Source organism: Pedobacter sp. FW305-3-2-15-E-R2A2 (assembly GCF_038446955.1).
Lineage (GTDB): Bacteria > Bacteroidota > Bacteroidia > Sphingobacteriales > Sphingobacteriaceae > Pedobacter.
On the sequence record NZ_CP151803.1, the window covers coordinates 1,032,084 to 1,053,681 of the forward strand.

29 protein-coding genes are annotated in these 21,598 nt (G+C 41.4%); 14 read left to right on the top strand and 15 right to left on the bottom strand.

Annotation, left to right across the window (positions count from 1 at the left end):
* Nucleotides 1–51 precede the first annotated feature (51 nt).
* Nucleotides 52–663 carry a hypothetical protein gene (locus tag AAFF35_RS04140; protein ID WP_342331147.1) on the top strand — a complete coding sequence of 204 codons (612 nt, stop codon included), beginning with the start codon at nucleotides 52–54 and terminating at the stop codon, nucleotides 661–663.
* Nucleotides 664–725: 62 nt separating this feature from the next.
* On the opposite strand, the gene AAFF35_RS04145 is transcribed toward AAFF35_RS04140, so the two are convergent.
* The 8 genes from AAFF35_RS04145 to AAFF35_RS04180 form a co-directional block, all read right to left on the bottom strand.
* Nucleotides 726–956, bottom strand: coding sequence for a hypothetical protein (locus AAFF35_RS04145; protein ID WP_342331148.1), 231 nt, complete (start codon nucleotides 954–956; stop codon nucleotides 726–728).
* A 278-nt stretch (nucleotides 957–1,234) separates the two neighbouring features.
* Nucleotides 1,235–1,441 (bottom strand): hypothetical protein, encoded by a 207-nt coding sequence (locus tag AAFF35_RS04150; RefSeq protein ID WP_342331149.1) that lies wholly within the window; start codon nucleotides 1,439–1,441, stop codon nucleotides 1,235–1,237.
* Between the two features lie 250 nt (nucleotides 1,442–1,691).
* On the bottom strand, nucleotides 1,692–1,901 hold the full coding sequence (locus tag AAFF35_RS04155; protein ID WP_342331150.1) for a hypothetical protein: 210 nt from the start codon (nucleotides 1,899–1,901) through the stop codon (nucleotides 1,692–1,694).
* Between the two features lie 779 nt (nucleotides 1,902–2,680).
* A complete protein-coding gene (locus AAFF35_RS04160; RefSeq protein WP_342331151.1) occupies nucleotides 2,681–2,893 on the bottom strand; it encodes a hypothetical protein in 213 nt (70 codons plus the stop codon).
* A gap of 21 nt (nucleotides 2,894–2,914) precedes the next feature.
* The gene (locus AAFF35_RS04165) at nucleotides 2,915–3,130 is read right to left on the bottom strand and encodes a hypothetical protein (RefSeq protein WP_342331152.1); all 216 of its coding nucleotides are present in this window, start codon (nucleotides 3,128–3,130) and stop codon (nucleotides 2,915–2,917) included.
* 29 nt (nucleotides 3,131–3,159) lie between these two features.
* Complete coding sequence (locus AAFF35_RS04170; protein WP_342331153.1) at nucleotides 3,160–3,372, bottom strand: hypothetical protein; 213 nt, start codon at nucleotides 3,370–3,372, stop codon at nucleotides 3,160–3,162.
* A gap of 30 nt (nucleotides 3,373–3,402) precedes the next feature.
* Nucleotides 3,403–3,615: a hypothetical protein gene (locus tag AAFF35_RS04175; RefSeq protein WP_342331154.1), complete on the bottom strand. Its 213-nt coding sequence runs from the start codon at nucleotides 3,613–3,615 to the stop codon at nucleotides 3,403–3,405.
* A 706-nt stretch (nucleotides 3,616–4,321) separates the two neighbouring features.
* Entirely contained in the window at nucleotides 4,322–4,531 is a 210-nt protein-coding gene (locus AAFF35_RS04180) for a hypothetical protein (protein ID WP_342331155.1), read from the bottom strand.
* A gap of 104 nt (nucleotides 4,532–4,635) precedes the next feature.
* Here AAFF35_RS04180 and AAFF35_RS04185 point away from each other — a divergent pair, with 104 nt between their 5' ends.
* Nucleotides 4,636–4,794 (top strand): hypothetical protein, encoded by a 159-nt coding sequence (locus AAFF35_RS04185; RefSeq protein WP_342331156.1) that lies wholly within the window; start codon nucleotides 4,636–4,638, stop codon nucleotides 4,792–4,794.
* 309 nt (nucleotides 4,795–5,103) lie between these two features.
* On the opposite strand, the gene AAFF35_RS04190 is transcribed toward AAFF35_RS04185, so the two are convergent.
* Entirely contained in the window at nucleotides 5,104–5,307 is a 204-nt protein-coding gene (locus tag AAFF35_RS04190; RefSeq protein WP_342331157.1) for a hypothetical protein, read from the bottom strand.
* An 861-nt stretch (nucleotides 5,308–6,168) separates the two neighbouring features.
* Between AAFF35_RS04190 and ccsA (AAFF35_RS04195) the strand changes: the two genes are divergently transcribed.
* The 12 genes from ccsA (AAFF35_RS04195) to AAFF35_RS04250 all read left to right on the top strand — a co-directional run bounded on the left by ccsA (AAFF35_RS04195) (nucleotide 6,169) and on the right by AAFF35_RS04250 (nucleotide 15,736).
* On the top strand, nucleotides 6,169–6,825 hold the full coding sequence (ccsA, locus tag AAFF35_RS04195; RefSeq protein ID WP_342331158.1) for a cytochrome c biogenesis protein CcsA: 657 nt from the start codon (nucleotides 6,169–6,171) through the stop codon (nucleotides 6,823–6,825).
* A gap of 150 nt (nucleotides 6,826–6,975) precedes the next feature.
* Nucleotides 6,976–7,194 (top strand): CcmD family protein, encoded by a 219-nt coding sequence (locus AAFF35_RS04200; protein ID WP_124579544.1) that lies wholly within the window; start codon nucleotides 6,976–6,978, stop codon nucleotides 7,192–7,194.
* A gap of 152 nt (nucleotides 7,195–7,346) precedes the next feature.
* Nucleotides 7,347–8,768: a Glu/Leu/Phe/Val dehydrogenase gene (locus tag AAFF35_RS04205; RefSeq protein WP_342331159.1), complete on the top strand. Its 1,422-nt coding sequence runs from the start codon at nucleotides 7,347–7,349 to the stop codon at nucleotides 8,766–8,768.
* Between the two features lie 141 nt (nucleotides 8,769–8,909).
* Nucleotides 8,910–9,584 carry a peptide-methionine (S)-S-oxide reductase MsrA gene (msrA, locus tag AAFF35_RS04210; RefSeq protein WP_342331160.1) on the top strand — a complete coding sequence of 225 codons (675 nt, stop codon included), beginning with the start codon at nucleotides 8,910–8,912 and terminating at the stop codon, nucleotides 9,582–9,584.
* Between the two features lie 155 nt (nucleotides 9,585–9,739).
* On the top strand, nucleotides 9,740–10,150 hold the full coding sequence (locus AAFF35_RS04215) for a cytochrome c maturation protein CcmE (RefSeq protein ID WP_074609509.1): 411 nt from the start codon (nucleotides 9,740–9,742) through the stop codon (nucleotides 10,148–10,150).
* 5 nt (nucleotides 10,151–10,155) lie between these two features.
* Complete coding sequence (ccsA, locus tag AAFF35_RS04220) at nucleotides 10,156–12,624, top strand: cytochrome c biogenesis protein CcsA (protein WP_342331161.1); 2,469 nt, start codon at nucleotides 10,156–10,158, stop codon at nucleotides 12,622–12,624.
* 19 nt (nucleotides 12,625–12,643) lie between these two features.
* Nucleotides 12,644–13,405, top strand: a complete 762-nt coding sequence (locus tag AAFF35_RS04225; RefSeq protein WP_342331162.1) for a Rossmann-like and DUF2520 domain-containing protein — start codon at nucleotides 12,644–12,646, stop codon at nucleotides 13,403–13,405.
* A 43-nt stretch (nucleotides 13,406–13,448) separates the two neighbouring features.
* Nucleotides 13,449–13,781 carry a 2Fe-2S iron-sulfur cluster-binding protein gene (locus tag AAFF35_RS04230; RefSeq protein WP_074609516.1) on the top strand — a complete coding sequence of 111 codons (333 nt, stop codon included), beginning with the start codon at nucleotides 13,449–13,451 and terminating at the stop codon, nucleotides 13,779–13,781.
* A gap of 16 nt (nucleotides 13,782–13,797) precedes the next feature.
* Nucleotides 13,798–14,040 (top strand): Fe-S cluster assembly protein IscX, encoded by a 243-nt coding sequence (gene iscX / locus AAFF35_RS04235; protein WP_073230390.1) that lies wholly within the window; start codon nucleotides 13,798–13,800, stop codon nucleotides 14,038–14,040.
* Nucleotides 14,041–14,045: 5 nt separating this feature from the next.
* Nucleotides 14,046–14,573, top strand: a complete 528-nt coding sequence (locus tag AAFF35_RS04240; RefSeq protein WP_342331163.1) for an HAD-IIIA family hydrolase — start codon at nucleotides 14,046–14,048, stop codon at nucleotides 14,571–14,573.
* Between the two features lie 108 nt (nucleotides 14,574–14,681).
* Complete coding sequence (locus AAFF35_RS04245) at nucleotides 14,682–15,086, top strand: hypothetical protein (RefSeq protein WP_342331164.1); 405 nt, start codon at nucleotides 14,682–14,684, stop codon at nucleotides 15,084–15,086.
* 68 nt (nucleotides 15,087–15,154) lie between these two features.
* Nucleotides 15,155–15,736 carry a Maf family nucleotide pyrophosphatase gene (locus AAFF35_RS04250; protein WP_342331165.1) on the top strand — a complete coding sequence of 194 codons (582 nt, stop codon included), beginning with the start codon at nucleotides 15,155–15,157 and terminating at the stop codon, nucleotides 15,734–15,736.
* Here the strand turns inward: AAFF35_RS04250 and AAFF35_RS04255 are convergent.
* The 6 genes from AAFF35_RS04255 to AAFF35_RS04280 form a co-directional block, all read right to left on the bottom strand.
* A complete protein-coding gene (locus AAFF35_RS04255; RefSeq protein WP_342331166.1) occupies nucleotides 15,733–16,638 on the bottom strand; it encodes an exopolyphosphatase in 906 nt (301 codons plus the stop codon). The genes AAFF35_RS04250 and AAFF35_RS04255 overlap by 4 nt on opposite strands.
* Before the next feature lie 5 nt (nucleotides 16,639–16,643).
* Entirely contained in the window at nucleotides 16,644–17,978 is a 1,335-nt protein-coding gene (locus AAFF35_RS04260; protein WP_342331167.1) for an ABC transporter permease, read from the bottom strand.
* A complete protein-coding gene (locus tag AAFF35_RS04265; protein ID WP_342331168.1) occupies nucleotides 17,975–18,889 on the bottom strand; it encodes an ATP-binding cassette domain-containing protein in 915 nt (304 codons plus the stop codon). The genes AAFF35_RS04260 and AAFF35_RS04265 overlap by 4 nt, the downstream gene beginning before the upstream one ends.
* Nucleotides 18,890–19,019: 130 nt before the next feature.
* On the bottom strand, nucleotides 19,020–20,195 hold the full coding sequence (gene dnaJ, locus AAFF35_RS04270) for a molecular chaperone DnaJ (protein ID WP_342331169.1): 1,176 nt from the start codon (nucleotides 20,193–20,195) through the stop codon (nucleotides 19,020–19,022).
* Between the two features lie 6 nt (nucleotides 20,196–20,201).
* Nucleotides 20,202–20,783: a nucleotide exchange factor GrpE gene (locus tag AAFF35_RS04275; protein WP_342331170.1), complete on the bottom strand. Its 582-nt coding sequence runs from the start codon at nucleotides 20,781–20,783 to the stop codon at nucleotides 20,202–20,204.
* Nucleotides 20,784–20,912: 129 nt separating this feature from the next.
* A complete protein-coding gene (locus AAFF35_RS04280) occupies nucleotides 20,913–21,596 on the bottom strand; it encodes an ATP-binding cassette domain-containing protein (RefSeq protein WP_074609536.1) in 684 nt (227 codons plus the stop codon).
* Nucleotides 21,597–21,598: the final 2 nt, after the last annotated feature.

Here is a 21,598-nt window from a genome sequence, read left to right on the forward strand (position 1 = left end):
CCGGAAAGGAATCGTATTTTGCCAACCGGTGTTTAATCATAAATTTTAGCAATGCAGGAAGCGCTTAATTTTTTTAAAGAATTTGTGGAAGGAAAAGTCAGTGGATCCGAACTGGAGCTTGCACTTTCTGAAAATCCCAGACTGGAAGTATTGTTGTCGGATGATTCATTGAATTGGAGCGGAACTTATATCTCGGATACTACTCCTTTCCTGTATCTGGCGGAACTTAATCTTAAAACAATCGTAGGGTGTTATGATGCGCAGGGGTTGATTCAGTTATTTCTGACAAAAAAAGGGGTCTCTTTTTATGTGTATAAAGGCTATGAAGAACGTCATTCCCTGATGCTGGAAACACAGCCCAAATACATAGATGCAGATATGGTGTTTGTTGAAAAATACATCTTGCCTGCAGCAGAAGGGCTAAGGGGGAAGGCGGAAATAAAACAAGCAATTAAATTGCGCTTTAATGAGTTGTTCCGCTATCATACAAAAACACCAAAGTGGATTCAGAGCCCTCAATGGATGATAAAAAAGGATAAGCCTTTATTCTTTTTAGGACAGTTTGAAATTAAAGATTGTCAGCTGTTTCGAGACAATGGTTTCGCTTATCTGTTTGTGGATGAAACGTGTGGAGAGATAGAGACCGTTAAGCAGTTTTATTAATAAAGTTTTTATTTCTAAAAAGGGAAGGGCTATGTGTTCATAGGCCTTTCCCATTGGTTTTTTTAATAAACTGCTACGCAACGACTCGTGAGGGTGTTTTCACCACAGAACTCCCATTGGCAACGCATGTTCGCCGGGCAGGACTTGCCACTGCCTTCCGCATTTGTATGGTCCACGTCATCACATTTAACAGGACAGTACGATCCGGTTTTTCCCTGGTCATTTCCGCCGGTCACATTTTTTAAATCGTTTCTGCTAAGTTTAGCGATGTTTTTGAATTTTTGAGATAACATAATTTAAGGTTTAAATGAAAAAGTAGTTTAGTATTGTAATCTTATGCTTCCCCGCACTGGTACTTATAATCATTGATGCCGCAGGGATGTCGGTCGCATAACTGGTCATCAGGGCAGCCGATTGTCTCGGCCCCATCTACATAATGACTGCAGAACATAGGGCAGTTGAAGTTTTTATCCCCGCCTGTTATTCCTTTAAGCTCATTTCTGTTTAGCCTTTGATTTTCTTGTAGTTTTAAGGTGTTTTTTAACATGAATTTAGGTAAGTAAGTTAATATTTAACCACATACAGAGGCCCACCAGCCATTACTGCACAAATAACCCAAACACTGCTGATCAGGAAGACAGCCAGGAACGAGTACGCTTCCTACGCGATGTGTGCAATTTCCGGGACAGCTGTCGATACGACCTCCGCCGGTCACTTTTTTAAGGGCATTTCTGTCCAGTTTTTGATGTCCTTTCGGATTGGAATTGTTGTTTAACATCTCATTTGATTTAGGGTAATTGAAGCGTGATTATTGGCATTTGTATCCGGTGTCCTTTGGTTGGGAGCCACAACGATAAATACGGCAAGTGCCAGCATCACAGTCGGAATTGTTTGTGCACCAGTTTTCACAGATGTATCTGGCTGCATTTTCGTCATGGCCTCCCATGAGTTTTTTCATTTCGGTTCTGCTCAATGTCTGAGCGTTTTTAAATTTTAACATTAGGGTTGATTTTAGGATGAATGGTTAATTAATAACATTTATAGCCAAAGTCCTTTTCAGGATCAGGGCCACAGTAATAGATATTACATGGTCTTCCATCGAAACAGAAGCCTTGATTGGTCTCGGCATCCACGAGGCATTCCTGCATACAGCGGATTTTTCCGGAAGTCAGGTTGCCTCCTGTGAGATTTTTCATCTCTGCTCTGTTTAGTGCCTGAGCATTTTTGAGTTTTAACATCGCATTAGATTTAGGGTAAGATTAATTGATTCGTATGCACGTTTCTTTAAACACATTTGTAGCTATAAGTAGTCGGCACTCCGGCATAACAAACATAGATTTGACAGTACATGTCTCCCGGACAATAGTGTTCACCGGTGTGCATATCTGTCATGCAGGCATCGGTACAATAAGGTCTTGCGGCATTGTCATTCATGCCGCCCATTAAATTTTTCATGTCGGTTCTGCTCAGCGATTGAGCGTTTTTTAGTTTTAACATAAGATTAAATTTGGTTAGTTAATGTATTGCTTTGTTGTCCCGGGCTGCAGCCGGGCCTGTAGTTTTATCATCGAAAAGCAGAATGAACTATTGAAAAGACTTATTGCATTAATTTGAGCATCTGAAAGTATTCTGCGGCAGAAAATGGAAACAGGAATCGGAGTTTTAAAAATCTTTAAAAGATATTCAATGCTGTTTATTTTTTTATCAGTACGTTATTTGTAATTAATAGTTTAATATAATTATTATTTATATAGTTGTAAAATATTTAATTTGATTTTGGCGTGACTATTTTCATTTTTGGTGTGTTTTTGGCTTACAATGAGTTAAATTGATGGTATTTTATTTTGCAACTTTTTTGTGACATTTGTTTGTTTATGAAGTATTGCGATCTATCGCTAACATGGTTCATGTGTGATTGGGGGGAGTTCAAGGGAAGGAGAAGGGAGGAAGGAGAGAAAGGACTGGGGGATAGTCTAAAAAAAACGGGAGGCTTTCAGGCATCCCGTTTTCGGTTTTCTTATGCAGCGACACATCTGGTGCCGTATTGCTCTGACGAGCATCTGACCAGCTGGCATTCCTGATCTGGCCTGCAGCCAGGGCCTCCTCCAAATGATTCGTATACGCATTTTAACGGGCAGGCAAGGAGCTGGGTTTCCCGGGTTCCGCCGATGATGTTTTTTAACTCATTTCTGCTCAATTTAGCAGTGTTGTTTAATTTCAGGGATTTCATAATTTTTAGTTTTGAATTAGTTTATACACAGTGAACTCCATATTCTTCATCTGGTCCGGCACAGAGAAATGGTACGCAATCCATATTGCTGGGACAACCATCCATCAGCATGCCTCCAGGTTGTTGGTAGGTGCATGAAAGAGGGCAATCCTGATCGAATTTGATTCCGCCTGTTACCTGTTTGAGTTCATTCCTGTTTAGTTTTTTGCCTTGTTTACTGGAGTTATTTTTCAACATGATCGTTGGTTTTAGGTAAGTGAATTGAATTACCCGCAACGATATCCGTATTCGTCTGGTCCGCCACAGGGAAATGCAATACAATCCATGTGTGAAGGGCAGCCAAACATCTCCATGCCTCCTGGCTCCTGGTAGGTACATGTTATCGGGCAGTTTGGATCGAATTTGATTCCACCCGTTACTCCTTTGAGTTCATTTCTGTTTAATTTTTTTCCTTGTTTTTCTAAATTGTTTTTTAACATAAGGATTGAGTTTAGATGAATGAATTGTTACTATGCGCAATGAAATCCGTATTCGCCTGGTCCGCCACAGCTGAATGGTACGCAATCCATATGGCTGGGGCAACCTAACATTAATGGCGTATTGTCGTCCTGATAAGTACATTCCTGAGGACAAAACGGATTGAAAATGTTTCCACCAGTCACTCCTTTGAGTTCATTTCTGCTTAGTCTTTTTACTTGTTTGTCTAAATTGTTTTCTAGCATGATTTTAAGATTTATGAAATGGGTTTTTATTAAGGTTGACAACTGCGGCCTATGCTGATGCCGTCACTGCAGGTGTAGGGAACACATTGTTCAGTGGGAGGGCAGCCTTTTCGTAATGGGCCATTGTTGATGCGATAGCTGCATCCGAGGTCGCAGCCTGGTGGTCTTAGGCCACCTTTTATCTTTTTGAGATCATTTCGGCTTAATCTTTTGAGATCGGAACCGTTTACATTCTTTTTTAGCATAAGGTTGAAATTTAATTTCTTACTTACAGGTTTGGGTAACTGCTGCTATTGTGGTTGCTGCCGGTTGCTTTTTTTAGTTCATTTCTGCTTAGCAACTGGCTTTTTCTTTACTGTAAAAATGGATTTAGAGATGGAAATTGGTTTTTAAAGCGGTCGGCAACTTTCGCCGATATAGGTAGGGTCACAGCTATAGGTTACGCATTCCTCGTAAGGGGGACAACCAATGCGTATTTGTCCATTGATGCGATGAGTGCATACATAAGGACAGTTTGCCGGCCTTGTTCCGCCAGTGATTTTTTTTAGCTCATTTCTGCTTAATTTTCTGTTTTCCATTTGTTTAAAATTATTTTTTAAGATAAGATTGAGTTCGAAGGGTTTTGTTTTGATGTAGAGCTAATCCTTGATCTTTACATTTGCAGCCGGAACTTTAAGTTCCGGCTGCATTTGAGTTGATCGATGGGTTACTGACATTTGTAGCCGAAATCTCTATCGTGATTGGGTCCGCAATAATAAATTTGGCAATCTCCACCATTTAGACAGGTATTCCAGTTGTTTGGATCATAGAAGCAATCGGATAAGCAAGGTCTTCTTGCGCTATCGTCGTTAAGGCCTCCTGTGAATTTTTTCATGTCAGTTCTGCTCAGTGTCTGAGCGTTTTTAAGGTTAAGCATAAAGTTTAAGTTTAGTTATAAATTAAGGTTGATTTAAGAGCAGGGATGGGGTACTGGGTTGATCAGGATGGGAAGGCACATTTAAATCCCAGGGTCGGTTCTCCATGAAGCACGCATGGAAAGGATTCGCAGGATTGGCCTATGGCGCAGTCTCCATCAACCCGGCAAAGGACAGCGCATATCGGTTTCAAAGCATTGTTTGTGCCGCCCGTAAGGCTTTTCATTTCGGTTCTGCTCAAGGGTTGAGCGTTTTTGAATTTTAGCATAAATTTAGATTTAGGGTATGATTGATCTGTATTCCTATTCTTTTAGTGCTGATAATTGTTGTGTTTTAGGTTATACGCATTTATAGCTGGTGATTTCGGGCTGTCCCGGGCAATTGTATGGGATGCAATGTTTGCCGTCGTTGCAGATGCGTGTCCCTGCATCAGGGTCGTAATCGCACTGATCATCGCAATTCATCCTTGATGAATTGTGGTCTGTGCCTCCCAAAAGGTTTTTCATGTCGGTTCTGCTCAGGGATTGAGCTTTTTTCAGTTTAACATAAGATTGGTTTTGGTTAGAAGGTTAGCTTATCTGCATTCATATCCATAGTTTTCCTGATGATCCGGACCGCAATAGTAAATGAGGCAATCTTGTCCGGGGCCACAGCCTGTTGGTCCTCCAGGGTTTTCGAAACAATAGTTAAAGCAGGCAAATCCGGCAGTTTGAGCACCACCAAGGACTGCTTTCATGTCGGCCCTGCTTAATGGTTTGGTGTTTTTAAAATTTAACATGAGTTCTGAGATTTATTGATATTGCTAAGCGTTTTTCTATGCTGAGCCCTGCTCATCAGCAGGGCTTTTTCTTCAACATTTAAGGATGGAATTTGAGTTAACCGTTCCCGTTAAACACATTTGTAGGCAATCATAGTGCGGTTGCAGACATAGGATACGCACTGTTTGGAGCGCTCTCCGGTGTTTTCATCCAAAAAGCAGAAGTCAGGGCAAAGGGCTCTGGAAGCATCGTCATTTGTGCCGCCTACTAGATTTTTCATGTCGGTTCTGCTCAGGGATTGAGCGTTTTTCAGTTTTAACATAAGATTAAATTTGGTTAGTTAATGTATTGCTTTGTTATCCAGGAGTGCAGCCTGGTCTGTAGTTTTTTATTGTCGAAAAGCTGAATAAACAATTGAAAAGACTTGTGATATTAATTTTAGCATCTGAAAGTATTCTGCGGCAGAAAAAGCAAATAGGGACCTGGCTGTTAAAATCTTTAAAAGATATTCAGGGTTGTTTATTTTTTATCAGTACGTTTTTTGTAATTAATAGTTTAATATAATCATTGTGTGTATAGTTTTAAAATATTTTAAGTGATTTATGAGTGACTATTTTCATGATTAGTATGTTTATGGCTCATATTGAGTTAAATCAATGGAATTTAATTTTGCAACTTTTTTGTGACGTTTATTCGTTTATAATGCGAATCTTTTCTTGGATAGAAATTGCTAATCCTGATAGATCTGGTAATTTCATCGTCATTTATGTCTGTTTGAATTTTAAAGGGCTTCTGTTTATTGGCTTAATTATAAAGAAGTAGACAAATTTCTCTTTACATTTGGCGCTTATTAAAATTGAAAGCATTAAATTTTTAGATCAATGTATAAGAGCTGGTGGAAAATATTAGGAGCAGTGTTGGTGACTTATTCAACAATTGCAGGTTTTTTGATTAAAACACCTGATTTACCTATCATACGCGAAAGCATTAGAAACCTGTACTTTCACGTTCCGATGTGGTTCAGTATGATTGTATTGTTTAGTACTTCGGTTTTTTATAGTGTCAAATACCTGAGCAGCAGTAATCCGCAGGATGACATTAAGGCGGTAGAGAGCGTTAACGCGGGGGTGATCTTTGGTATCTTAGGTCTTTCTACCGGAATGATCTGGGCAAGGTTTGCCTGGGGGCAGGCCTGGAGCTTTGATGTTAAACAGAACTTCGCGGCCATCGCCATTTTGTTGTATTTTGCTTACCTCGTACTTCGCAATGCGATTGATGAAGAACAGAAACGAGCAAAGATTTCTGCGATCTATAACATCTTTGCTTTTCCAATCATGGTCGTGTTGCTTTTTGTGCTTCCAAGAATGGCTGATTCCCTACATCCGGGCGACGGGGGGAACCCTGGTTTTAATGCTTATGATCTGGATAGCCGGATGAGAATGGTTTTTTATCCTGCCTGTCTGGGCTGGATCCTGATCGGGTGTTGGATTTACACCATCCTTTACCGCGTTCGTACCCTTGAAAAAGAACATCGCTAAAAAAGATATTAGATGAAGCACCTAAAATCTCCTACAGGATTCCTCACCATTGAACATAATATATACTAGATGAAACCGTCATCAGCAGCGTGTTTACAAAAAACAAACAAAGCTAATGGTCGCTTCAATTCACTGAAAAAAAAGATACTCATGAAAAAAATTACAGCAACCTTTTTAATGTTCATGATCACGATGCAATTGTTTGCTCAGGGGCAAGGTTCAGCAATTACGGATAGCCTATATGCATCGGGTAAAATATACGTTGTGGTGGCATGTGTACTGGTAATCTTACTGGGCTTGCTTTTGTTTCTATTTACGATAGAAAAAAGATTAAAAAAAATAGAAAAGAAAACTTCGGCTAAAATCTAATTTTAAATCGTTTGGGCCCTGTTTTTGCTTGTTTTATGATGTGGTGTTTCCGTTACACTAAGTGATTCCGGATTTGCATTAATGGTTTTTTTTAATGCAATTTTGCACCTAATTAGGATACGAACTTATATTCAATTCATAAATAACAAATAATGGCTAATACAGCAAACGACACAAATTTTTTCGCAGATGTCTGCAAGAATTTTGACAATGCCGCCCAATTTACTTCCCATCCAGAGGGTCTGTTAACCCAAATTAAAGCTTGTAACAGTGTCTATCGTTTTCAGTTCCCTATCCGTAGAGGAAATGGTTTCGAGGTTATCGATGCATGGCGTGTAGAGCACTCTCATCACATGAGTCCTACCAAAGGTGGTATTCGCTATAGCGAAATGGTTAATGAAGATGAAGTAATGGCTTTGGCGGCTTTAATGACGTACAAGTGTGCTATTGTCAACGTTCCTTTCGGTGGTGCTAAAGGTGGTATTAAAATCACAACCAAAAATTATACGGTTGGCGAGTTGGAAAACATCACCCGTCGTTATACGACAGAATTAATTAAAAAGAATTTTATCGGTCCTGGTATTGACGTTCCTGCTCCTGATTATGGATCAGGTGAACGTGAGATGAGCTGGATCGCTGATACATATATGACCATGAACCCGGGTCAGTTAGATGCTTTGGGTTGTGTAACCGGAAAACCAATTGCCTTACACGGTATCCGTGGACGTAAAGAAGCAACCGGACGTGGGGTGGCTTATGCCATCAGAGAATGCGTTAGTGTAGCAGAAGATATGGCTAAAATTGGCTTTAAAGCTGGTTTGGGTGACAAAAGAGTCATCGTACAAGGATTAGGTAACGTAGGTTACCATTCTGCAAAATTTTTAGCAGAATTCGGTGCAACGATCGTAGGTCTTTGTGAGTTTGAAGGTGCGATCTATAATGCAGATGGTTTAAATATTGATGAGGTGTTTGCACACCGTAAATTAACAGGATCTATCTTAGGTTTTCCGGGTGCTACAGAATTTAAAAATTCTATGGAAGGTCTGGAACAACCATGTGATATCCTTGTTCCTGCTGCTTTGGAAAACCAGATCACTTCAGATAACATCAGAAATATCAAAGCGAAGATCATCGCGGAAGGTGCCAACGGACCATGTACTCCGGAAGCAGAAGAAATCTTCACTGAAATGGGTGGTATCATCATTCCTGATATGTACTGTAATGCAGGTGGTGTAACCGTATCTTACTTTGAGTGGTTGAAAAATCTTTCTCACGTAGCTTTTGGCCGTATGGAAAACCGTTATGCAGAGAACTCTAACAGAAACCTGATCAATACCCTGGAAAGCCTTACCGGTAAAAGTATTCCTGCAGAACACCGCTTAATGATTGTTAAAGGCGCTTCAGAGTTAGAATTGGTGAACTCGGGACTGGAAGATACGATGATCCACTCTTACCATGAGATCAGAGAAACTTTAATGACTAAACCTGGTATTGAAACGTTAAGGACTGCTGCTTTTGTTGGTTCAATCGACAAAATTGCCATTTCTTATATGAACCTTGGTATCTGGCCATAGGGAATACCTTATGATCATACGAAAAGAGGGCTGCTTATCGGCCCTCTTTTTTTGTGTCATATTTTTTTCATACTATGTTAACCGCAAATCTTCCTGCCATAGATTCACGTATCTTGTATAGATCAATCTGGAGGATTTTTAATGATGCAGATACCAAAAGTCGTCTTTGTTTTGTTGCTGATGTTCCTGCTGGCCTGCAGTTCAGGTCCGGCTGCACAGCAGCTGGAAAGTAAGAATGGTTTTGCGGTGATCGGAGCTCCGAAACCGGGAGAGCAACTTGCTACCTTTGCCGGTGGTTGTTTCTGGGCATTACAGGAGGGAATGATTGAGTTAAAAGGCGTACACAAAGTGATCAGTGGTTACTCCGGAGGAACAACTGCAAATCCGGATTACGCGAAGGTGATGTCAAAAACTGCAGGACATGCAGAGGCTGTGCAGGTGTATTACGATCCAAAAATCATCTCTTTTGAGCAACTTTGTGAAGCTTTCTTTCATGCACATGACCCCACGCAGGTGGATGGACAAGGGCCTGATCTGGGAACGGAGTATCGTTCCATCGCTTTTTTTCGTTCGCCGGAAGAATATCGGACCATTCGGCGGGTAATTGATCGGCTGGAAGCCACAATTTATCGAAATATTCCGGTGGTTACCGAGTTGATCCCCTTTAAAATCATTTATCCGGCGGAAATGGAACACCAGGATTACTATAAACGTAATTTATGGGATAGCTATATCCGGAAAATCTCCAGGCCAAAAGTGCTAAAACTCCGTAGGGAAATGCCGGAATTCATCAAAACTGAGTACCTGAAAACATAAAAATATTTTGTTTTTCCGGAAGGAACTGCTTCAATCTTAGTGTTTTTGTCAGAGAACTATCAATAAATCGTCATCAAAGTGATTTGCACGGCCCCAAAAGACTTTAGGTACTTATATTTTTTATCTTTGTATCATTCTAAATTTTTATTAGCATCATGAGAAAAAGTGCAATTATTGGTTTAATTACAATAGCGATATGTGTGGGGTTCTTAATTAGTCTGAATGCCGACACCAGCAGCTATTCTACTTTCTCCGAAGCTGCAAAGGATCCGCGTGAATTCCATGTGATGGGGTATTGGGAAAAAGCGAAAGGGATGTATTATGATGCACAGAAAGATGCCAATCATTTTGCTTTCTACATGAAAGATGAAAAAGGCCTTGTAAATAAAGTGGTTTACAATGGCACAAAACCTCAGGATTTCGAACGTTCAGAAAAATTAGTTTTAATAGGTAAAATGAAAGATAATACCTTTTATGCTTCAAAAATATTAATGAAATGTCCTTCTAAATACAACAATGATCTTGTAGAGGTGAAAGAGGACGGTCAGGTAATAAAATACAACTAATCTTAATGGATATACAATTTATTGGAGAGAACCTCCTGCCCGGTAAAATCGGCCAATTCTTTATTGTTTTAGCGTTTGCCGCTTCTTTACTCTCAGCGATAGCCTATTTTTTCGCTGCAAAGAATAAAGACCTTGGAGATCGATCATGGACCCGCTTAGGACGGATTTCATTCTTAATAAACTGGGTAAGTATCCTGGGCATAGGGATCACCTTATTTTATCTCATCCTAAATCATAATAACGAATATTATTACGTTTATTCTCACTCTTCCAAAGCCCTTCCGGTTTATTATATCGTTTCTGCTTTTTGGGAAGGACAGGAGGGTAGTTTCTGGCTATGGGCGTTCTGGCAAGCTTTGCTCGGTGCGATTTTAATCTGGAAAGCCAAAACCTGGGAAAACGGAGTAATGACGATTGTTGCTTTCTCACAGGTCTTCCTGACTTCTATGTTGCTGGGGGTACAAATCTTTGGTGAAAGAATCGGAAGCTCCCCTTTTATCCTACTGAGGGAAGCTGTAAACCTTAAAGAAATGGCTCCGGTAGTATTTGCGGATGCTGAAAACTATAAAAACTACCTGAAATTCATTACGGATGGACGTGGTTTGAATCCTTTGTTGCAAAACTATTGGATGGTGATCCATCCGCCAACCCTATTCCTTGGATTTGCGAGTATGATCGTTCCATTTGCATACGCAGTAACTGGTTTATGGCAAAGGAAATATAAAGAATGGGTTAAACCAGCGATGCCATGGGCACTATTCGCGGTGATGATATTGGGAACGGGAATTATTATGGGCTCGTTCTGGGCTTATGAAGCGCTGAATTTCGGTGGCTTCTGGGCATGGGACCCGGTAGAAAATGCATCCATCATTCCATGGCTTACCCTGATTGCAGGTGTCCATGTCATGATCGCCTTCAAAAATACAGGACATTCCTTCTTTACAGCCATTATTTTAGTGATCATCAGTTTTGTACTGGTATTATACGCTTCCTTCCTGACGAGAAGCGGTATTCTTGGAGAAACTTCGGTGCACTCTTTCACAGATCTTGGGATGTTTGGTCACCTGGTCTTATACAATGTGGTATTTCTGGCCTTACCGGTATACCTGTTGGTCTCGAGATGGAAAGAATTGCCAATTACCAATAAAGACGAAGAAACTTATTCCAGAGAATTCTGGATGTTTATCGGTGCGTTAGTGGTTACAGTAGCCTGTATCCAGGTGATCTTCTCTACTTCAGTACCGGTATTCAATGCTGCATTCGGAACTAAATTTGCTCCTCCGATTGATGCGATCAAATATTATAACCAATGGCAGGCACCTTTTGCTATCCTGGTTACATTTATCTCCGGTTTCTCTCAGTTCATGAAATACAAGAGAACGGATACCCGTAAATTTTACAGCAGTCTGATTGCTTCTATTCTATTTGCAGTGGTCATTACCGCAGGCTTTGTTTACCTGACGAATATCTATACCAATTTAATGTATATCCTGCTGACCTTCAGTTGTGTGTTCGCCATCCTTGCCAATGCAAGAATCCTCGGACAAGCATTCGGCGGGAAACGTAAACTGGTAGGCGCGGCAGTAGCACACATGGGATTTGCTTTATTATTGGTTGGCGCGTTGGTTGCCGCCGCAACGAATAAGCCGATCTCCCTGAACGCAACGAACTTCATTCCGGTGAAGGATTTTGAAAAGGCAGAGAAACCTGGTGAAAACATCGTACTTTACAAAAACGAGCCTAAGAAAATGGGCAGGTATATGGTTACTTATACCAGAGATACGACCGTTGCTCCAAATACGATCTTTACCTTAAACTTTAAGGTTTATGATGAGGAAACGGGTAAACTGAAAGAAGATTTTGAATTGAACCCTCATGTTCAGGCGAATGAGAAAATGGGCTTAATCGCTTCCCCGGATACCAAACATTACCTTACTTATGATGTATATACGCACATCACGAGTGCGCCGGATAAAAAACAAACCCGCGGGGATCATGAAGAAACCAATCCGGAAGAAAACTATAAAGCACCAAGGATTGTAAAGGTAAGCACGGGAGATACGCTGCATACCAGCAGTGGGATCATTACAGTAAAAGGATTGAACAATCAGCCGAAGGCGAAAAGCCTGGCATTGGCTCCTGGTGATCTTGCCGTAGGTTTACCATTAGAAGTAGTGGTTAACGGAAAGACGTATAAAACAGAGCCGATCTTCCTGGTCAAAGGAAACAATACTTTTGATTTTGCACGGAACATTGATGAACTGGGATTGAGATTCAGGTTTACCAAAGTGCTCCCTGATCAGCAAAAAGTAGAGCTTCAGGTTTTTGAAAAACCGCAACAGGCAAAAGATTGGGTGGTATTTAAAGCGATTGAGTTTCCTTATATCAATTTATACTGGGCAGGAACGATTGTCATGGTGATTGGATTTTTACTTTCGATCCTGAGAAGACAAAAAGAGGTTAAATCTGTTTAATTTACCATTGCCAAAAGAGATGAAAATTGTTTGTATCGGTTCGGGGAATGTGGCTACACATTTTGCAAATGCTTTTAAAGCAGGAGATGCAGAGTTGATTCAAATCTGGAGTAAAAATCAGGACCATGCGGCCGAATTGGCGCTGGCAACCGGAGCGGAACCGATTTCTGATTTAAAAGAAATTGATCCTGAGGCTGATTTATACCTTATTGCGGTAAAAGACGATGCCATTCCGGAGGTTGTCAAAGCTTTATTCGGTGTGAAAGGAATGGTGGTTCATACTTCCGGGGCGACAGATATCAGGGTATTCCCGGAAAGCGGGATGAACTTTGGGGTTTTATATCCTTTACAAACCTTCTCTAAGCAAAAAGCGCTGGATTTTAAGCATGTGCCACTTTGTATTGAAGCCAAAGACCAGGAAACACTGGATGCTTTAAAATCTATTGCCAGGATGCTGAGTCCGCTGGTGTATGAGGTAAACTCTGAAAAGAGAAGGATTCTGCACCTCTCGGCAGTATTTGCCTGTAACTTTGTAAACCACCTCTATGCTTTAAGCCAGGAGATCCTGCAAAAGAACGACCTTGATTTTGAGATTTTAAGGCCGCTGATTATGGAAACGGCCGTAAAGGTTCAGGATGCTTTGCCGGCCGAGGTACAGACCGGACCCGCTATTCGTAACGACGAACAAACGATTATAAAACATAAAGAATTGTTGAAAGATATGCCTGAATTAGAGGATATCTATGAAACTTTGAGTAAAAGCATTAAAAAAACACATTAATCGTGTAATTGCGGTTTTTGCTGCTTATTTTTGAGACCTAATTATGAGTATTTTTAAATTAAAGATAAATTTTGAAGAGCAGGGTAAAGAATCAATAGAACTTCCAATAGCTGGAGGGGAATCGGTTCTTGATGTATGCCATGATCACGGAATAGAATTACAACACAACTGCGGGGGAGTATGCGGTTGTAGTACTTGTCATGTATATGTGACTAAAGGAATGGACGATATTCAGGAAATTTCCGATAAGGAAGAAGACTTTATTGACCGCGCAGTTCGCCCGAGGATTACCTCCAGACTGGGTTGCCAGTGTGTAGTGATTAGCGGAGATATCGAAGTAACCATCCCGGATCAATCCGAGTTTTTAGGCCATTAATTAACAAACAAACAATATGCAAGATAAATTTGCTTTACCAATTTATTGGAACGACCACGAGGATATCGCTCAGGAGTTATATGAGAAATTTGGGGACGAATTCAATGAAGCCAAAATATACCGTATCAGGTTTACGGAATTATTAGAATGGGTGCTAAGCCTGCCTAATTTTAAAGGAACCAAGGAAGAAAGTACAGAAGGCCACCTGGAGCAAATTCAGTCTGCCTGGGTTTACGAATGGAGAGATAACCAAGACTAGACCTGATGTTTCTGCAAAAACTTAAAGAGATCACGACATTAATATTCGATGTAGATGGGGTATTAACCAATGGTGATATCTTGGCCTCAGATTCGGGGGAGTTTTTGCGGACATTTAATATTAAAGATGGTTATGCCCTTCAGCTGGCGGTGAAACGTGGATTCCAGGTTTGCATCATCTCCGGCGGAAAAGGTCAGGCCATGCAAAAACGCTTTGAAGGTTTGGGCATTAAGGCCATCTTTCTGGGCGTTTCTGATAAAGTACAGGTCTTCCATCAATACCTGGAGAAAACCCAGACGGAGGCAAGTCAGGTACTATACATGGGAGATGACATCCCTGATCTTAAAGTCATGAAACTGGTGGGGCTCCCTACCTGTCCGGCAGATGCTGTTCCGGAAATTAAAGCCATTTCTCAATATATTTCCCCTTATACCGGTGGTAAAACTGCAGTAAGGGACATTATCGAAAAAGTACTTCGGGTACAGGAGCAATGGTTTGATGAGCATCCTTCTGCCGCAGATTCAGGTAAATAATATGATTTTATTTTGTAACACGCATGTTACTTTTTAGGGGTTAAACTAAATTACTTCCGGCTCCTCTAATCTTTAAAAACAATAGAACCGGTTTAATATTAGAATCCTATGAAAAAATTATTGATGATTTGCGGACTGTTATTCAGTGTAATTACATTCGCACAAGCTCAGCAAGATGGCGGCCGTAAAATGAGGACCCCTGAAGAAAGAGCGCAAAAGAATGCGGAAGGCCTGACCAAGAGGTTAGGATTGAATGAGGATCAGAAAACGAAAGCTACGGCTATCTTTCTGGAACAAGCCAATGCGGTAAATAAAGCGCGTGAAGCTGGCTCAGATGATAAAGAAGCAAGAAGAGCTCAAATGCAGAAACTGACTGAGGAAACTGATGCCAAGATTAATGCATTGCTAACTGAAGATCAGAAAAAAACTTACGAAACCTGGAAAGCAGAACGTAAAGATAAAATGAAAAGAGGGGGGAGAGGCGATGGCCAGAAACCCGCAGGAGACCAATAAAAATCAATTAATACAAATAACAGGGCGGCCTTTGGCCGCTTTTGTTATTTTTGTGCAAAAATTCATCTATGTATCAGCAAAGACTTCCGATTATCCTGGCCTCCAAATCTCCACGCAGACAAGAATTGTTAAGCGCCATGAACCTTGATTTTAAAGTCGTGTTAAAAGAAGTGGACGAGAGTTATCCAGAGGAGCTTCTTCCGGCTGAAATTGCGGTGTACATTGCCGAAAAGAAAGCCAAAGCATTTGATGAAGACAACAAAGGAGCAATCATTATTACCGCAGATACGATTGTGGCCTATAACGGAGAGATTCTGGGTAAACCGGAAGACGCACATCATGCCACAGAAATGCTGACCAAGCTATCAGGCACCAACCATCAGGTGTATACTGGCGTAAGTTTAACACATAATGGTAAAATGCGTTCCTTCTATGATACGACAGAGGTTTTTTTCAATACCTTAAGCCCTGAACAGATCAGTTATTACATTACGAACTATAAACCGATGGATAAAGCAGGGGCTTATGGAATTCAGGACTGGATTGGCCTGATCGCAGTGCAAAAAATAATTGGTTCTTATACCAATGTCATGGGGTTGCCTACAGAAAAGCTCTATAAGGCTTTGGCAGACCAGAGCTGGATGGTTTAATCTTGCAGGTCAGCCAGTACGCCCATCTTGAGATCATAAGTAGATAAACTGAGTTGTTCAATGTTTCCTGCAGAGAGGATATAATCTGTCAGGATAGCAGCCATGACAATCATGTCTACCCTTAACCGGATGAGCCCTGGCATCTTTTCCCTTTCTTCATGACTGGACGCAATAAAGGTTGCCGATAAGGCTTTATAGGCAGGAATGCCGATCGGATAGTGTTTGGTCTCTTTCAGATTTAACTCCGGATATAACATGCCCGTAAAAGTCTCAAAAGCGCCCGCTGAGCCAATCAAATGTTTTGGGCGGTACAAGTTCAGTACTTCCTTTAAATCGCTTAATTCCGTATCTAAATGACGTATAACCGCAGTTTGATCAGTTGTGGTAATGGGATCAGAATGAAAGAAAGCCTGCATTAAACGTGCAGCGCCTATGTTGTAACTTTTCTTCCAGAGGAGTGCTTCTTTATCGCAAATGATGAACTCGGTACTGCCTCCTCCGATATCCATTATTAAGGAGGTCTGGTCAACGACTCCTGTAGCCCTGACTCCTTTAAAGATGTATTCCGCTTCCTCATCACCGCTGATCACCTCAATATCAATCCCTGCATAATTTTTAGCGGCTTTAATGAAGCTGTTTCCGTTTTCCGCACTTCGGATGGCAGAAGTTGCGGTGGCTTTGACGAGTTCAACCTCATGTTCTTTAATGAGCAGGCTGAACTTTTCCAAAGCCAGGAGGCCTCTTTCAAAGGCCTCCTGGATAATGAAATTGTCATTGATCTTACCTTCCCCAAGTCTTACGGGAAGGTTTGTTTTATAGCAAATACTGATGTCATTCGCTGTAAGTTCAGCAATGATCAGGTGGAAAGTGTTCGTTCCAAGGTCAATAACAGCAACCTTCATTCGGGTTAATTTTTATAGGTAAACCATTTAATCATTTCTTTCAGACTTGTTTTTTTACCGTACATCAGGATACCAACCCTGTATATTCTTGAGGCCAGCCAAACCGTACCAATAAATCCGATTACAAGGATCAGCATAGATAATGCCAATTGCCAGTCAGGAACGCCATAAGGTAACCGGACTACCATCGCAATAGGAGAGGTAAATGGAATCATGGACAACCAAAAAGCAATCGGGCCATATGGATCGTTGGTCACTACGCTTAAAGAAAGGGCGTAGCCGACCAGTAAAGGCATCATCACCGGCATCATAAACTGCTGGGTCTCTGTTTCCGAATCTACCGCAGAACCAATTGCTGCATAGAGGGCGCTGTAAAATAAATATCCGCCGATAAAGAAAAATATAAATACAAGGATGATTTTCGTCAGGTCTAAACTGGCCAGACTTTTCTGCATGGCCAATACCGGACTGTCTACAGGACTATTTGCGACAGGAGAGATGCTGGTTCCGTCTTTGGCTTTTATGGCCACTGAGGTGCTTTGCGCGATGGCATCCTTACCAACAAAAGCGCTGACGGCCAGAGTGGAGATGGAAGCGGTAAGTACGATCCAGAGTACAAACTGTGTTAGTCCCACCAGGGCGATTCCAATGATTTTACCCATCATCAGCTGGAAAGGCTTTACCGAAGAGATCATTACTTCGATGATTCTGCTCGTTTTCTCTTCAATGACACCACGCATTACCTGTATGCCGTATAAAAGAATGAACATAAACATGAATATCCCGGCCGCTGTTCCAATAATGGTGCTGGCACCAGCACTGGAATCTTCTTCTTTTCCCGTCTCACCGATCTTTTTAGTGTCAATATTCACATCAGTTTTTAAGCCATCCAGGTCGGTCTGAGAAATGCCTGATGCTTTTAATTTCTGCGTGCGGATCAGTTCTTCGATATCTCCTGATACGCGGTTGCTGAGGGAAAGTCCGGCTTGCTTACTGCCGATCAATTGTATTCCCTTAGGGGAACTGATGTCGAATTCCGGGAGGTAAAGAATATAATCGTATTTGGTTGTCTTTAAAGAGGACTTCATTGCCTCCAGCGATTCATTGACATAGGTGTATCCTATATTTTTAGTCGGCTGGAGTTTCTCCGTTAAAGATTTGTTGTTGTTGACTACGGCGACTTTATTAAAGGTTCCCTTTACTCCCTGAATGGAAAAGTAAATGATCAGCCCATAAAAACCGGCAACGATCAGCGGTGTAATTAAAGTCATGATGATGAACGACTTCTTTTTTACCCTGGATAAGTATTCTCTTTGTATGATGAGTAAGATTTTGTTCATGGCTTTTGGTCTGTTTGGGTTACTTTTTGAATGAAAATATCGTTCATGGTAGGGATTACTTCATCCAGGCGATTGATGGATACGTGTGGAAGTAATGCCGATAAGACCTGATTGGCGTTTTGCTGTTCCCGGATCTTGATCTTCAGCATGGTTTTTCCGTTTACAGTTTCTGCCTGTAACACTTCGAAGAGCTGTTGTGAATGTTCGGTATTATAGTCGCCTTCATATTCCAGCCAAAAGGTATTGTTGCGGTATTGTTCCCTGATTTCCTTCACGGGACCGTCCAGGATTTTCTTGGAACGGTGGATGAGGGCAATGTTGTCACACAGTTCTTCCACCGACTCCATTCTATGTGTCGAGAAGATGAAGGTAGCACCTGCTTTATTTAATTCCAGAATTTCATTTTTTATGATGTCTGCATTTACCGGATCGAAACCAGAGAAAGGCTCATCGAGGATAATGAGTTCAGGTTGATGCAGTACAGTAGCCACAAACTGGACTTTTTGCTGCATTCCTTTACTGAGGTCTTCGACTTTTTTCTTCCACCAATCAGCCATTTCCAGTTTTTCAAACCAAAACCGGATTCTTTTGGTGGCCTCGGCGGTACTTAACCCCTTCAGTTTGGCCAGGTACAGGACCTGTTCGCCAATTTCCATTTTTTTGTATAAGCCTCTTTCTTCGGGCAAATAGCCAATTTGAGAGATGTGGTCTACATTGAGCCGTTCTCCATTGAACAATACCTCGCCACTATCAGGAGCAGTGATTTGGGTGATGATCCTGATCAGGGAAGTCTTTCCAGCACCATTAGGCCCCAGAAGCCCGAAGATTTTGCCTTTTTCTACCTGCAGACTGACATCATCCAATGCACGGTGGTTCGCGTATTGTTTAACAATATTCTTGATTATAAGCATTTATTAGTTTTATTAGTCATTTAATTAGTATCGTTTTGTGATGAAATGTTACAAAAAAGACCAATAAAAAAGGGGCTGTATCATTTTTTTTAAAATGATACAGCCCCTTCTCTGTTTCAGGAGTAGATGTTTACTCGAAATATTCTTTCATCTTCTCAAAGAAGCTTTTGTCATTCTTTCCTGGCTGAGGTTTGAAATTCGGTGACTCCCTCAATTTCTCCAACATGCTTCTTTCTTCCGAGCTCAATGCTTTTGGCGTCCAGATATTGATGTGGATGATCTGATCACCACGGTGATAAGAATTGATTTCAGGAAGGCCTTTACCTTTCAAACGCAACAATTTGCCACTTTGGGTACCTGGTTCGATTTTGATTTTCGCTTTCCCATCGATGGTAGGTACTTCTGCGCTATAACCCAAAGCTGCATCGATAATAGATACATGAAGGTCATAAACCACATTGTTTCCTTCGCGTTTCAGGGTTTCGTGGGCTACTTCTTCGATCAGAATGATCAGATCTCCCGGGATACCTCCGTTAGGGGCTGCATTACCTTTTCCGCTCATGCTCAGTTGCATGCCATCACTTACACCCGCAGGGATGTTGATGGTAATGGTTTCTTCACCGCGAACGATGCCTTCACCATGACAAGAAGTACATTTAGAGGTAATTTGTGAACCACTTCCATTACAGGTAGGGCAGGTCGCTGTGGTTTGCATCTGGCCCAATATGGTATTGGTGACCCTGCGTACCGCTCCGCTTCCCCCGCAAGTCTGACAGGTGCTTACCGAATTACGGTCTTTAGCACCTGATCCATCACAGGTTTTACAGGTAATCTGTTTGTTTACTTTAATTTTCTTTTCTGTGCCGTTAGCAATCTCTTCCAGGGTAAGTTTTACCTTGATGCGCAGGTTTGTGCCTTTTGCCACACGTCTGCCACCACCACGAGATTGCTGTCCGCCGCCGCCAAAGAAGCTATCAAATGGACTGCCGCCGCCGCCACCAAAGATATCGCCAAACTGGCTGAAGATATCTTCCATGTTCATGCCGCCGCCGCCATAACCGCCGCCGTTACCTGAAGCACCACCAACACCGGCATGTCCATAATGGTCATAACGTTGTTTCTTCTCCGGATTACTTAAAATCTCGTAAGCCTCTGCTGCTTCCTTAAACTTATCCTCAGCCGTCTTGTCATTCGGATTTTTATCCGGGTGAAACTTGATGGCCAGTTTGCGATAAGCCTTCTTTATCTCTTCGGCGGATGAACTCTTGGATACACCAAGCACATCATAATAATCTCTTTTGCTCATAAAATATTAACTACCTACAACGACTTTGGCAAAGCGTATCACCTTGTCGTTTAAAGTGTATCCTTTTTCTAATTCGTCTATCACTTTCCCTTTCATTTCCTCATTCGGAGCAGGGATTTTTGTTATTGCTTCATGAAGGTCTGTATCAAAAGGAGTGCTGATGCTTTCCATTTCTTTCAGGCCTTTCTGTCCTAATACGCTTTTTAATTTATGGTGAACCAAAGCAATACCTTCGCGGATTGGATTAATATCCGTTGCTCCGTCCATTGCCTTATTGGCGCGGTCAAAATCATCCAATACCGGAAGCATAGAAATGATCACGTCTTTACCTGCAGTTTGTAAAAGTTCTACGCGTTCTTTTTGAGTACGACGTTTATAATTGTCAAACTCTGCAAACAGGCGCAGGTATTTATCATTTAAAGCTGCAACTTCTTGTTGTAATTTTTCCTCAACGGAGATTTCAGGTTGAACTTCTTCAGTTAAAGCGGCATCTGCACTTTCTTCGGCTTGCTCGCTGGTTACCTGCTCATCAGCAGTATTTTCCACAATAGGATCTTCGATGTCGTTTTTTTTCTTCTTGCTAAACATGGTATAGTAGAATTTTTGGATCTGAACTCAAAAGGTTTGCCAATAAAAAATATCAGCCATGCTGTCAGCTTTAAATGGGAAAGACTGACCAGAATGGCTGATTAAGAATATTTTTGTCAGGATAAAGACTTACACGATCTGTGCATCCTCATGCACAATACCGCCCTCGCACTTGATAATTCTGGATGGGAAAGTGCGGATAATATGGTAGTCGTGGGTTGCCATTAGCACAGCTGTGCCACTCTGACTGATTTGTTTTAATAACATTACAATTTCTTCGGAAGTGTCCGGGTCCAGGTTTCCTGTAGGCTCATCCGCAAGGATGATCTCCGGATTGTTCAGTAAAGCACGGGCAATTACCACACGTTGCTGCTCTCCACCGGAAAGCTCATGAGGCATTTTTCTGATTTTTGACCTGAGGCCGACTTTCTCCAATACATCTTTAATACGTTCCTGGATTAAAGCTGCATCTTTCCATCCTGTAGCTTTCAATACAAACTCCAGATTTTTCTCTACGGTTCTATCGGATAGCAATTGAAAATCCTGAAACACGATGCCCAGTTTTCTTCGCAGATAAGGAACATCTTTTATCGCCAGATTTTTTAAATCAAAGCCTGCAATCTGTCCGTCGCCGTTTCCAATATGCAGGTCTCCGTAAATGATCTTAAGTAAACTACTTTTACCAGATCCCGTCTGACCGATTAGAAAAACAAACTCTCCTTTATCCACATTCAGATTTACATTAGATAAGACCAGGTGCTTTTGCTGGAATACATCTACTTTCTTTAAATTTATAACTGCGTTTTCTGCCATGT